The 14,078-nt window shown below is 54.3% G+C and carries 8 protein-coding genes; all 8 read left to right on the forward strand.

Features of this window, described 5'->3' with window-relative positions; all coding sequences use genetic code 11:
- Window positions 1–1,550 precede the first annotated feature (1,550 nt).
- The 8 genes from ACYX34_RS17700 to ACYX34_RS17735 all read left to right on the forward strand — a co-directional run bounded on the left by ACYX34_RS17700 (window position 1,551) and on the right by ACYX34_RS17735 (window position 12,643).
- The gene (locus ACYX34_RS17700; RefSeq protein WP_462077905.1) at window positions 1,551–2,033 is read left to right on the forward strand and encodes a hypothetical protein; all 483 of its coding nucleotides are present in this window, start codon (window positions 1,551–1,553) and stop codon (window positions 2,031–2,033) included.
- Window positions 2,034–2,119: 86 nt separating this feature from the next.
- Window positions 2,120–3,835, forward strand: a complete 1,716-nt coding sequence (locus tag ACYX34_RS17705; protein WP_462077906.1) for a ShlB/FhaC/HecB family hemolysin secretion/activation protein — start codon at window positions 2,120–2,122, stop codon at window positions 3,833–3,835.
- Between the two features lie 143 nt (window positions 3,836–3,978).
- Window positions 3,979–6,180 (forward strand): CHAT domain-containing protein, encoded by a 2,202-nt coding sequence (locus ACYX34_RS17710; RefSeq protein ID WP_462077907.1) that lies wholly within the window; start codon window positions 3,979–3,981, stop codon window positions 6,178–6,180.
- 69 nt (window positions 6,181–6,249) lie between these two features.
- The gene (locus tag ACYX34_RS17715; RefSeq protein ID WP_462077908.1) at window positions 6,250–6,999 is read left to right on the forward strand and encodes a DUF928 domain-containing protein; all 750 of its coding nucleotides are present in this window, start codon (window positions 6,250–6,252) and stop codon (window positions 6,997–6,999) included.
- A gap of 482 nt (window positions 7,000–7,481) precedes the next feature.
- Window positions 7,482–7,763: a hypothetical protein gene (locus ACYX34_RS17720; RefSeq protein WP_462077909.1), complete on the forward strand. Its 282-nt coding sequence runs from the start codon at window positions 7,482–7,484 to the stop codon at window positions 7,761–7,763.
- Between the two features lie 49 nt (window positions 7,764–7,812).
- Window positions 7,813–8,793, forward strand: coding sequence for an ABC transporter substrate-binding protein (locus ACYX34_RS17725; protein WP_462077910.1), 981 nt, complete (start codon window positions 7,813–7,815; stop codon window positions 8,791–8,793).
- 10 nt (window positions 8,794–8,803) lie between these two features.
- Window positions 8,804–11,176: a sensor histidine kinase gene (locus ACYX34_RS17730; protein WP_462077911.1), complete on the forward strand. Its 2,373-nt coding sequence runs from the start codon at window positions 8,804–8,806 to the stop codon at window positions 11,174–11,176.
- 12 nt (window positions 11,177–11,188) lie between these two features.
- Window positions 11,189–12,643, forward strand: coding sequence for a sigma-54-dependent transcriptional regulator (locus ACYX34_RS17735; RefSeq protein WP_462077912.1), 1,455 nt, complete (start codon window positions 11,189–11,191; stop codon window positions 12,641–12,643).
- Window positions 12,644–14,078 lie beyond the last annotated feature (1,435 nt).

The following is a 14,078-nucleotide window of genomic DNA, read 5'->3' on the forward strand; positions in this document are numbered from 1 at the left end:
GCCAATCCCCCTTTGCCTGCTTAGAAGGCTGATGCTCTATCCGACTGAGCTACGGGCGCGTCTGCGTGTTCAAATAAGTTGGAATTACCATTCTGGTCTTATCTCGGGCAAAGCACTCCAGCAGAGTTCGCATGCGAAACGTATTAGGTGTTTGGGCAATCTGCGTCAAACCCATCTTATACAGGAAAACGTGGCCTGTGGCGAGACCGCGCGTTTTTGACCGGATGTGACGCACTTTTCACCTGCTCATGGAGCATCCGCACTTGCTTGGGCTTCTTGCCCCCAGACTCTTTGATGCCTCTCAGGAGGAACCAGCACGTTCAACAGCAAGTGCTGTTGCAAAACCACTGTGCCGCCACATCTGAGAACGAACGGAGCACCTTTCTCCTGACTGGCCGCGATAGTCTTCCGACCGAGCCAGGAGTGTGGCTCAGTAGCCCAGTCCCCTTGGAACACTTGGTAGGAGGTAACGGAGAGGAATAGGTCTCGGGACTCATAGCTCGGAAGATGGGACCGATCAACCAATCTGGGATGGCCATCCTCCCTGCAAAGACTCACATATTGTCGCTCCGGAGACTAATCCCGCCTGGATTTCTCATGAGAACTTTCGCGACGACGTCCACAGACTGCCCCTCTGAAATATTACCCCTCTCAATGTCCAACAGTCTTTTACAATCGTGGAAGACTCGCCAGAGCACCAAACCCTCCCTTCAGTCCAGAGCCAAGCTATCCCAACACCATCCATCAATATAGTCGTCCCACACTTCGACTCGGCACCTCTGCCACCGAGGTCACAACCTACCCGTCATCGACCTGGGGTGAATCTATTTCGATACAGGTGGAGTGAATCTATTTCGATTCACCTCGATCCCCTTTACACTCCTCTATAGATTGTGATCGTCCCTGACTCTCATACCTGTAACTTCCCATAGACGCTACGTATTTCATTCAAATTATAGCTAATTACTCTGGTCGCACATTTATGGCCTGTACCTTGCTAGAGCCTCTTGGATATAAGGCTAATGAGATAGGGAAGGAAGTCTGATGGACCGACAAACTGCCACTCCAAACACGAATGTACGTTTCCTTTCAATCAAACTGCGTTTACTGAAATGCCCTATGCCTCAGGCAGCTGCCAAAAAGCCCATAAGAATGAGCCACAAACAAAACGGGCCAGCTGAGACACCACAGCTTCGAAAGGTGTCTCTCGGCAAGAGAACTAGAGCCATGGCACGAATATTAAATCTTGATTTAGACTGAACGAATCTATAGACCGATTGTATCCAGCCAAGAGCAGAGCTGTATGGTACGTGATATTGACTAAACGTTTTAGATCAGGCGATGAGATAGAGAAAAATCAAACGAAAAAAGCAAGATGAGAACCTGGCAATACAAATACAACAAATATCCGGAAATGTAAGCGAACTTTTCATATCGATTGTGGTCTGGCATGTCATTTCGTAACTACCCTCACGGTAAATGAGACCCTGTCTTCGCATAGCTACTGATATCAATCTTGGTCAAGAGATGACTAGGTACGCTTCAAGTATGTGGCGGCAAAGAAGACGATCAGCACAGTCGCGACACCACTGTATCTCAAGGATCAGTCGAGCCTTGTGAATGCCGATTCTCAGTTTGGAGTGAACGGTACCGTGACGACTCAGTCCCCGATCTCGAATCTGAGCAGCGCCGTCGGTCAGCTTATGTCGAAGACAAGCCTGCCACAAGTCCTGTTGCAAAATCGCTGTGTCGCCTTAGCCAGAGGCGAACAGAATACATTTCTTCTCGCCGGGCGAGATGCGCTTCCAGACGAACCAAGCGGATGGATCAGCAGCCCGATTTCCGTGGAGCATTGGACTGGAGAGAAAACCGAGCATGCTTCTGGACCCATGGTACAGAATCGTGGGCTCAATGCGTCACCAACAGTGACCTCGCAAAAGAACACACCACCAGTGCTCTCACTACGACGGCTGACCCCATCTGGATTTTTAGTTCGGACATTTGCGACTGGGTCGACAGGCTGTCCTTCATGATCAGTGGCGCTGCTGGCTCGGCGCGCCACACCCAGCGTCGTCACGTCGTCCCAGTCTTGTTGTGCGGGGGGCTCGTTATGATGATCATGACGACATCCACTCCTGTAGGGGCACAGGTACTCCCTCCGGTGTTCGACCCGACACTCCGATCAGGAGAGCCGTCCGGCCCGCTCAAGAAAAAATTCGTACCGCCCGCGATGTCTCCACCGAACCCAGTGCTTCCATCAGTGCCGAGCACTCCCCCGAAGGGCGAGCCCCAGACTCAACTCGGCCAGATCCAAGTCTTGGTCAAATCCATACAGGTGACCGGAAATACCGCCTTTTCTGATACGGAGATTGAAGCCGTCACAAAGCCCTACTACAACCAGATCCTCACCACTGAGGATTTAGAGCGACTGCGACTGGCGCTCACGCTCTTGTATGTCAACAAGGGTTACATCACTTCCGGCGCCGTCATTCCCGATCAAGACGTCATCGATGGAGTGATTCAGATCCAGATCATTGAGGGTGCCCTGTCTCGAATCGATATCGAAGGAACCTCCTGGTTCAGGCGGGGCACTCTCAGCGACCGCCTGGCTCTCGGAGCCGGGCCTCCGCTGAAGATGGAACCACTTCAGACACGCTTGCAATTACTCCAACAAGATCCTCGGATTGAACGGATCAATGCGGAACTCCGTCCCGGCGATCAACGAGGACAGAGTATTCTCCACGTCAACATCAAAGAGCAAAGCCCTTGGAAGATGTGGGCAGAGTTCAGCAACTATCAGACACCGGCGGTCGGGGCCGAGCGAGGCTTACTGACGGTCGCCCATCAAAACGTGACCGGACATGGCGATCCCCTGAGCATTACGTACGGTGGCTCTCGCGGTGTGCATCCTGTTATCGATGTGTCGTATACGCTCCCGATCAACCGCTATGACACGACGTTCACCGCCTCCTATCGTCGGAACGAGTTTGTGGTCGTCGAAAGCCAGTTCCGCGCGTTGAATCTCAACTCCACCTCGGAAATCATCGGGTTTACACTCCGCCATCCGCTGTATCGGACTCTGACTGATGAACTAGCCGTCGCCATCACCGGCGAGCGGCTCTCTAATAAAGTCACATCGATCTTTGACAGCCCTGGCTCGCCCTCACCGTTCATCAACGGCTCATCGGATACCGGAGTCAGCGCCGTCAGTGCCCTTCGCTTTGTCCAGGAATACGTACATCGCACCTCAACGTCGGTCATTGCCGCTCGTTCCCGTTTTTCAGTAGGCCTGGACGTCTTGAATGCCACCACCAACTCTGGTGTCTCATTAACTGGGCTGCCGCTGCCAGATGGCCGCTTCTTTTCCTGGCTGGGACAACTCCAGGGTGTTCGGCGCTTCGACGACTGGTGGGGAATGCAGCTCCTGGGACAGCTGAATTTACAGTTGGCGAGTGATCGCCTCTTCCCGTTGGAACAGATCCCCGTGGGTGGCCGATTCAGCGTCCGCGGCTATCGTGAAAATACCCTGATTCGTGACAATGGATTTCTCTTCTCCATTGAATCTCGATTTCCCCTATTCCGCTATGCCAGCGGTGAGCCCCTCTTGCAGTTTGCTCAATTCGTCGACGTCGGTCGAGTGTGGCAGGCTAAGGGGAAAACCGACGATCCGCAGACCTTGGCGAGTGTCGGGTTGGGGTTACGCTGGACGGTCTTACCGAAAGACCGGGCACGGTTTGAACTCTATTGGGGTGTGCCGCTCAATCATGTCCCGCACCCTGCCGGCAACCTCCAGGATCATGGCATCCATCTTCAGGCGGTCGTCCAGGTCTTTTGACAAGAGGCTCCATGTTGCTCCCCTCGCGATCCTTTCTTCATGTTATCCGACAGAGCCTCTGCTCTGTATTGGTCGTGGCGATCTCATTGCTCACCTCGACACCGTCGGAACCCCATGACGTTAGTATTCCAGCAGGACAGTCGATGAAAGCAGGAGGTCTTGCCTTTGAACGAGGCGCTTTCGGTGATGCGCTGTCTCATTGGAAACAGGCGGCAGAACTCTACAAGAGTTCCGAAAATATCCCGGCACAGATTGAGGCCTTAGTCCTCTCATCTCAGGCCTCCTTAGGATTAGGGCAATCCAAACAAGCGCTCCAATCCCTGGAACTCGCACTCGGATTGGCGCAGAGGAGCGGCGACCCCATGGTCGAAGCCCCTATCTTGGGACATCTCGGACGAGCCTACTTGACGACGCGTCAGCTCCCGCAAGCATCGGAGTTCCTCCAGCAGGCATCATCCGTCGCGCACGAGCAGAACTCTTCACCGCTCCTCGCAACCACGCTGAACGATCTCGGCATCCTCCTGGTCCTGCAACAGCAAGATCAGAAGGCCCTCGACGCCTTTCAAGAGAGCGTGACCCATGCACAGAGCACCGGCCTTTCCCTCTTGGCCGCCACAGCTCGCACGAACGCTGCACGCGCATTATTGCGACTCCACCAACCGACCGAGAGTCGCCTCGCTCTTGACGCCGCACTCGATCAATTGAAGGACCTGACTCCACCGTCCCGGAATAGATCGCTTGGGCTCATCGGCATCGCCTTGGCCTACCAGCGCCTGCTGCCTCATCTGCTCCAGGAACATGATGCGCTCGTGTTGCGCACGGCCGGAGTGCTCCAGGAAGCTGCCAGCATCTCGGAACAGCAGGGAGACACGAGAACCTTGTCATATGCCATCGGATATCTTGGACATCTCTACGAAATAGAATTTCGCATGGACGAAGCATTGCAGCTCACCAGGCGTGCTCTATTCATCGCACAATCAGTGGATACGCCGGAATCCCTCTATCGCTGGCAATGGCAATTGGGGCGCCAGCTGGCCGAGACGGGGCAGCTGGATCAAGCGATCGCCTCGTACTGGCAAGCAACCCTGACACTTCAACCAATTCGACGTGAGGTGGCACAAGCCTCCTCCGACGATTCCTTTGCTGGGCAGGATACGGTCAAGCCCCTGTTCTTTGAGCTCGCCGACTTATTATTACAGCGCGCGTCCCTCAGTGATGAGGACCAATCCGTCGATAGCGACCTACTCGCCGCACGGGATGCCATCGAGGCTTATAAAACAGCCGAGCTGCGAGACTATTTCAAGGACGATTGTGTCGACGCGATCCGGTCCAGACTGACGACGTTCGATCGATTATCGCCGGACACGGCCGTCATCTATCCCATCATGTTCAGTTCCAGGCTGGAACTGCTCATGAGCCTGCCGACTGGTTTGAAACGCATTTCTGTCCCGGTGACTGCCGACCAACTGACTCAAGAAATCCGTGCCTTCCGTCGAGTCGTGGAAAAACGAACCACGCGTGAATATTTGCCTCATGCGCAACAACTCTACAACTGGCTCATCCGTCCGCTCGAAGCAGAGATTTCACCGTTGACCATTACGACGTTGGTCTTCGTGCCGGACAGTGCCCTTCGGACGATCCCCTTGGCGGCACTCCACGACGGTTCAACATTTCTGATCAACAAGTTCGCCCTCGCGATGACGCCCGGGCTCACGTTGACCGACCCACGACCACTCAATCGGGACAAGCTCCGATTTCTCACGGCCGGACTCACCAAATCCGTGCAAGGATTCCCACCCCTTCCCTATGTGGTGGACGAGGTCCAATCCATTCAACAACTCTACAAGGGCGACCAACTGATGAACAATGCGTTCCAGACCTCCAGGCTGGAACAAGAATTGCGTGAAGGACGGTATGGAGGCCTACACATCGCCACACACGGTCAGTTCTCGACCGACGTGAACGATTCGTTCCTCCTGACTTTTGATGGAAAATTGACGATGCAGACGCTCGACCAACTGATCGGCTTGTTTCGCTTCCGGCAGGAGCCGCTCGAACTATTGACCTTGAGCGCCTGTCAAACCGGAATCGGCGATGACCGTGCGGCGCTCGGATTGGCCGGTGTCGCGTTGAAAGCCGGTGCCCGGAGCGCGTTGGCGACACTCTGGTTCATCAATGATGAAGCATCCGCGACCTTGATTACTGAGTTTTACCGACAGCTGCGTAATCCGGCTCTCTCAAAAGCCGTGGCCCTCCAACGAGCCCAGATTAAACTCTTGAACGACCGGATCTATGGACATCCGGCTTACTGGTCGCCGTTCCTCTTGATGAATAACTGGCTTTGATCGAGGATGTCGCGACACGACGATGTTCCGCCATACGTCGATCAGCGCCGGGAAGGAGCCAATATGCACATGCGTTACATCCATTCTTTCGTTGGACTCTCCCTCGCCCTCAGTGTTCTGAGCGTGACCACGTTTGTGGCTGCCGCAGACAACCTAGTCGTGGCCCAAATTGGGCAGCAAGAGAATGTCCAGCTGCCGGTTTACACACCACCCAAGAAACTTCAGCCTCGCGCGAGGATCGGCGGCACCTTACGTGGAACCGACGGCGCCGAAGCTGAAATCGTCGCGCTGGTGCCAGACCATGTCGGCCTCACGGTCAAGCAAACACCGACGCTGAATTGGTTTCTCGCGAAACCGACCCCTCATCCATTGAAATTCACCATCAATGACGACCGAAAAGTACGCCCCATCTATGAAGGTCCTCTCCCAACGCCAGCGGCAGCAGGTGTTCAATCCATCGATCTGAAGAGTTTGGGCTTGGCCCTGGAGCCCAACGTCCAATATCGCTGGTTTGTGTCGGCCAGTCCCAATCCGGAGTCTCCCTCCAGGGATATCGTTGCCGGGGGCATGATCGAGCGATGTGAGTTCAGTGAATGTCTCACCATCACCTCGGTCAATGTGACGTGCGACCGAGAGAGTGTCCGCACGAACGCACTGATCGGGTTCTGGTACGATGCGATGGGATGCGTCTGCTCATTGATCGAGAAGGAGCCGACAGACTCCTCACTTCGGAGGCTGCGCGCGGCACTCCTGAGGCAAGTTGGCCTCAACGGAGTCGCCGACTGGGACCTCAGCTCCATTCAGACGAAGGCGAGATAACTGCGTACTGTCATGGATTACCCATTAGAACCAATTCCACCCGATGACCCAGCGAGCACCAGCCTTCCAATCTCATATGGAACGGTACTCGTCTGCCCTGCAGGGTATTCGGTATGGGCTCGATTCAGCGGGGTTCGTATCGGATGTCACTTGTCCGATACGCTTTACCACCTGAATCTATTTCGATTCACCATGAATCTATTATGATACACCCCTGGTGGGCTTACTTAGCTTCACAATCCATGCAACCCGTCCATAACCTGCATGAATCTGCGCGTTTCTACACCAGACCCCTTACCCTGAGCCCACGGCATAGCGGTTGCTCCAGTTCTATAGCTCTATTACAGCAGAGGTCCCGCAGACGTGAGACTACTGCACAGCAAGACTGATCCAAGCAATGATCAACCAGCCTGGATGATGCCTCCGCCTACTCTCATGACAACCCTTGCAGCGGGATTGATCGCATCACACAGAGGTGTCGTGTGGTATCACTCGAGGAAAAAGGCGGGGAACAGTTGGGCAAGGGAGTTCGCCATCTCTATCCGAGAGAAGGCTGCTTCTCGGCTCTGCTCGCACCGCCTGGCGAGCCGGTGCATCGCAATGACGTATTAAACGTGCGAGCAGCTTATCGCTTTGGGCAACAGTACGCGACAGCTGGATACCTGAGAGAGGCCGACGTTGCAGTTTCCGCTTTAAATGCATTGAACGATCAACACACAGAATATCCCTTGGGCGACGTCAGTGGGAGCCGTGTTATGGGCTAGTTAACTGTCAGCCTGTAGCGAGACTCTGCCAGATTGGGAACAGGCGTTCATGCGAATAGCTGTCATGATCCTTTTCGTCATCAATCAGCGAACACACCGGTTGTACTCAATACAAGTCTGGCAGTGGTCGTTCATATTCCTCGCGCTGTCTTGCGTTTTCTCAACTCCCGCGAGCGCCGCAGGCGTCGAAATTACCATCCTAAAATCATCAGATCTTCAAGCGTACGACGAAGCGATCGAAGGATTCAAAACCGCATCGCCTGGAACTGCCATCTTTGTGGAGTACGACTTGCGTGGAGACCTTGAGCGTGGGAAACAGCTTGCCCAGAGGATTCGTGCATCGGACTCTTCCCTCGTCGTCGCTGTCGGCCTCAAGGCGGCGCTGGCTGCTAAATTCGAGATCCTGGATATTCCAATCCTTTACATGATGATTCTCGACCCCATCAAGCATCACCTCACCGCCAGTAACATGACGGGAGTGTTGCTGGAAATTCCGTCAGACCGCCAGCTCAAGATGATGCGCTCATTCTTACCGACCCTGCATCGCATCGGCCTCCTCTATGACCCGGAGAAAACGTCCACAAGACTGAAAGAAGCAGAGACCCGAGCTTCGGCTCAAGACTTTCAGGTACAAGGATTTCCCGTCACAACCGAAAAAGACATCCCGCAACAACTCCGGACGCTCTTGTCTGAATCGGACGCACTGTGGCTGATTCCCGATTCAACCGTCCTGACAGACGAATCCATCCGATTTATTCTTGAATCAGCGGTAGCCCGTCACGTGCCGGTCATCGGTTTTTCAAGTGAGTTCACACGGCTTGGCGCCCTGCTCAGCTTCTCGGTCGATTACGGCGAAGTCGGCCGAGAAGCCGGATTCCTCGCGAGGCGCCTTCTCAATGGTGAACCACCACTGCCGCTGAAGCCGATTCCGGTCCAGCGCATCAGAATCACGGTGAATCAAAAGACCGCGCGGTACCTGGGCATCACGATCCCCAAAGAGCTGGAGAAGCTCATTGATGAAGCGTACTGAGTGCTCCGCCATGGCAAATGACGTTCACACTTCACACGAGGCTCCATCAGGTCCGCCGACTCGGATCTTCGGCCTTCGTCTCAAGTTCGTCTTGCTCTTCGGCCTCATCCTCATTGTGACCTGTTCGACCTTGAGCTGGTACTTCGTTGAAACACGACGCCAGGCGATGACCACGAGCCTTGAAGAGCTCGGAACAATCCTCTTAACCAATACCGTCCATAACGAGCATTTTCGGATTGCCGGTGTCGTTCTTGAAGATCACATTACGCTCGGTCAGTTCATGAGCAGCTTGATGACCATTGACCACGTCGTCTATGTGGTGATTACCGGATCAGACGGTCATATATTAGACCGCCAGAGCAAACGTGTGCGAACACCCTCGAGTCATGCAGTTCTCGCATCTCCTCCTGCAATCTATCCGGATGACCACCTCTCAGAATCGCTCCTTCGAACTCCGCTCACGACTCCTGTGATTAGCAGGCTCGTACTTTCACCGGACCAGAGATTGATCTCCCAAGATGAGACTTCGGACTGGCTCCCGTCCTTTTTTCTGCGCAGGGAAACGTTGTTTGATTTTGCGATGCCTGTCCTTCGGGAGGTTTCGACCCCACGATCACAATCGCAACGGGCTGTTGAATTGGAAGAAACAGCTGGTCTTCGTCTGGCGACGAACACAGGGTCGGTCGTCGGAATCGTGCGCATCGGCATCACTGATGCACAAGCCAACCAGGCCTTGCTGATCATTGTGCGCAACGTCTTGTTCCTCACGATCATGATCATTGCAGCAGGAATACTCGGAGCTCACATACTCACCTCTCGCATTACCATACCGCTGCGCAGTCTTGCTTCGGCCACCCGCCAGCTTGCAGAGGGAACAGAGACAACGCAGTTTCTTTCTCCCTCCAGCAATGATGAAGTCGGACAACTCACGCATGCATTTAATGTGATGGCGCAGTCCTTACGTGACCGCAACCAGGCCATTACCAGAAATCTTGACACCATACGCCAACAGGTCAAGCAATTGACCACGATCCATCAGGCCAGCACCACCATTGCCAACACGACCCTTTTTGACAGGACACAGCTGCTTGACACCGCCCTCCATTTGATTGTTGATAACCTTGGCTTTTCTCGAATGATGGTGGTCCTCCAGACTCAGGAACACACCTACGCCTCTGTCGCTCGTATTATCGGAGTTGCACCTGAGATCGTGGAAGGAGTTCGACGACTTCAAGTGCCTATCGTCGACAACGGAGGTATCACGGCCGAACTCCTCCTCCATGGTAAACCCGTCTTAATCCAGGATGTTGGTAGCACCACCCATCGGTTTTACCCCCCGCTATTGGAATTGGTGCGCCGATCCGGAATCCAGTCATTCGTCGGCGTCCCGCTCCAGAGCCACGGAAAGATTCTTGGATATCTGGCGGGCGATCGTGGAACACGTCGCTGTACGGATGAAGATTTGCACATACTTGGAACGATCGCCGGCCATGTCGCAGCGGCTATAGACAATGCCACGGCATACGCTGATCTCGCCGAGCTGACGCAGCATCTGGAAGAGCGCATTGAACAGCGTACTGATGAACTGTCTCGTGCCAATATCCAACTCCAAGAACATGACCGGCGTCGTTCGAAATTTCTTTCCGTCGTCTCCCACGAACTACGGACGCCCATGACCGCCATTCGGAGCTTTGCAGAAAATATGCTGGATGGGGTCACAGGCCCCTTGACCAACCTGCAACGAACCTACCTCACCCGTGTGCAACACAATGTCGCGCGACTCAGCCGAATCATCGCTCAGTTGCTGGACTGGTCGCGGCTGGACACCAAACCGATCGAGCTACGTGTAGAGAACGTCTGTCTCCATCAAATCGCCACGATTGCCGCGGACGGCCTCCAGATGGTGGCATCGGAGAAAAATATCTCACTGGTCGTTGCACCGATCCAAACACTCCCGCCTGTTCAGGGAGATCGCGACAAGCTTGAGCAGATCTTTGTGAATCTGATCGTCAATGCCATCAAGTTCACACCGCCTGGCGGACAGGTATCCGTTGAAGCCTCCGTAGCATCACCAGGCATCGTTCAGATTTGTGTGGCCGATACCGGATGTGGGATCGATGCGACTCACCTCCCGAACATCTTCGAGGAATTCTCGAAGGTGCCTTCGGCCATGCCCGCATCACAAGGAGCTCAACTTGGGCTCTGGATCACCAAAACCTTTGTCACGATGCATCATGGTCGGATCTGGGTCGAGAGCCAACCTGAGGTCGGGTCTCGATTCTATGTGACGCTCCCGAGTTGTGTGTCACAGGATCCGTCTACACCGCCCCCTCACGAATCCATGTCATCTGATTATTCGCCGAGTACACAGTCCTCTACCTAGAAAGGAGCCCCCATGCGTGCGAAGATCCTCATTGTCGATGACGATCGCGACATTCTCCTCAGCTTGGAAAATCGTGTCACCTGGATGGGGCATGAACCGGTAACGGCCACTGATGGCCAGGAGGCGCTCCGCTTGATTCAAGAGGAACAGCCTGATCTTGTCTTGTTGGATTTGGAACTTCCACTGCTCTCAGGGCTTGAGGTTCTGAAGCATGTCGGTCAAACGTCCGCACACAGCGACCCGTCGGAACACGAACCCCATCCACCCTCGGGAACCTATACGACCCCCCTTATTGTGATGCTCACCGCATACGGAACGATTGAGCGCGCGGTGCAGGCCATGCAGCTGGGTGCCTTTGATTTTGTCCCCAAGCCCTTCACCTCCGATCATTTGACCATCGTCATTAACAAAGCACTCGACACCCTGACACTTCATCGTCATGTCGCCACCCTCCGCAAGGAGGTCGAAAATCAATTCCAGCCGGCAATCACCACCAACAAGCACATGGCTGCACAGCTCGCGGTTGCCAAACAAGCGGCCTCTTCGGCCATTACAGTCCTCCTGCTGGGTGAAACGGGGACAGGGAAAGAGGTCGTCGCACGGGCGATCCATCGATGGAGCCCGCGAGCCAACCGACCTTTTGTTCCGGTGAATTGCGCGGCCTTCCCGGAAAACTTGTTGGAAAATGAGCTCTTTGGTCATGAAAAGGGCGCTTTTACCGGAGCCCTCAAACGAGAACCAGGAAAAATTGAAATCGCCGAGGGCGGCACCGTGTTTCTGGACGAAATCGGCGACATGCCGCTCACCATGCAGAGCCATCTCTTGCGAGTGCTGAACGACCGAACATTCTACCGAGTCGGCGGCACTCAGGAAGTGCGGGCTGACGTGAGGTTCATCGCAGCGACCAACAAGAATCTCCAACAGGCGATTCGCCAAGGCACCTTTCGTGAAGATCTGTACTTCCGTCTGGCAGTGATTACCGTCAACTTGCCCCCTCTACGTGATCGACTGGATGATCTACCTGCGCTAGCCAGCCATTTTCTTACTCAACCAGGAAAACTTGGCCTCAATCGGCGTGGAACGCTCAGCGATGCAGCATTGCAAATGCTGCACACGTACTCCTGGCCGGGAAATGTACGTGAACTAGAGAACGTCCTCACCCGGGCCCTCGTCCTTTGTCCTGGTGACACGATCGGCCCGGAACACCTGTCATTAATGACCGGCCCTCTTTCGACGGATACATCTGCCTCCAGCAATCAGGAACCATCCTCTGACATCCTGTTTTTCTCTTACCACGAGAGTATGGACGCCTATAGTCAGAAACTCATTGAAAGTGCCCTGCGGAGGAACGGATGGAACCAAACCAAAGCAGCAACAGAGTTGGGGCTCCAACGAACCTACTTGACCAAACTCCTCCGGCAAAAACAGATCCCCGCAAAACCACCCTCCTTTTCTTCTGAAGACTAACGGGTGGTCGATAACGGCCACCGGTGGCATTTCGCTGTTTCTCAGCGGCCCAACGTACGGACCAGAGGATGATCCGCCACTTCACTCGCCATGCCCCTACCGGACCGCCAGCACCACACGCGCCGTATCATTCTTGGGAGCCGCAGGGTTTGTCGCTATAGTATTAGGATGCAGTACGAATACTATTTCGGTGAGACACAGACACGCAACATCGGACAGGCTTGTTCTCGATCACCGGAATCTCACCGATACTTCGAATGGTCGTCCAGCATCGCGACACGCTCAGACCTCGTTGTCCGATCCCGCAAACGAACGACGCTTCACCGTTCGACATACTCGTGGCCCTGAGTCCACGCGAAGTGGCAAGACACGCTTTCGGCACCTGAACACACACAAGTCCCACGATGGGAAGCTCTTCCAATACCTTGGTCGACAACATCTACGCCACGAGATGAAGGCACCACCTCTCACCACCGCCGACGGCTGATCGAATACAACCGGCGTGTCACTCACGTTCGGCAAACAATACTCTTCCGCTCCTCTTTGTTCTCACTCACGTCTGTATCGTTTCAGATCCATAACAGAATCATTTCTGATCCATTGCCTCATAACTCAACAACCTCCCTTCTCCTCCAACTTATTATAACCACGAGATTTATCCACTTGGCACAAGTCATGCTATCGCAACCTCCTAAAGACACCGCACTGTTCCCAACAGAGAACAGACCTAAGTGAGAGAGCTTTTCATCTGCTTCACAGATGCAGCTTCCTCCCACAAAAGGAAAACGGAAGATCAGACACTATAATGAAATCTCTCGATCAGAAAGGCGGTAAACACATGAGGAGTGAGCTCACCATCTTGGCGCTGTGGGCTACCATTTATCTCACAGGTCTGATCCTGACAATGTTTCTAATTGCTGTGGCACTGCACATCCTTCAATAAGAATGACGGGTTTCCGCCATGAACCGTTGGACAAGACCTTGCCCGGGAACAGAAATCCTCGCCACATTGCTCCTGGCGATTCGTCACCCATCGACGGGCCTGCGTTGAGCGTGCCGAAGCACTCCATCTCCCACGCACAATTGAAGGACAAACCGCTACACGGAGCGTTTCGACAGGCTCACCGTCCTGAACAGAGTCAACAGACAGATACGCGAAGCCCTGGGGGCCAACGAATACTTGAAACAGCATAGAGGTTCGAGCCGCTTGCCTCCAGCAGCGACTCAATACCCCAATCACATACACAAGTGGCCGATCACCTGCTACCGCTCTAGCCCTCAATTGTCAAAGGAGAGGGAACGATACCAGATGGTGGCTGCATGAGGATGAGGGGGATCTGACAGGACACCACAGAAACGCCGATTCACACGAGAGCGGCTGGTTGGTCGGGGCGAGAGGATTTGAACCTCCGACATCCTGCTCCCAAAGCAGGCG

The sequence above is a fragment of the Nitrospira sp. CMX1 genome (genome assembly GCF_054902215.1).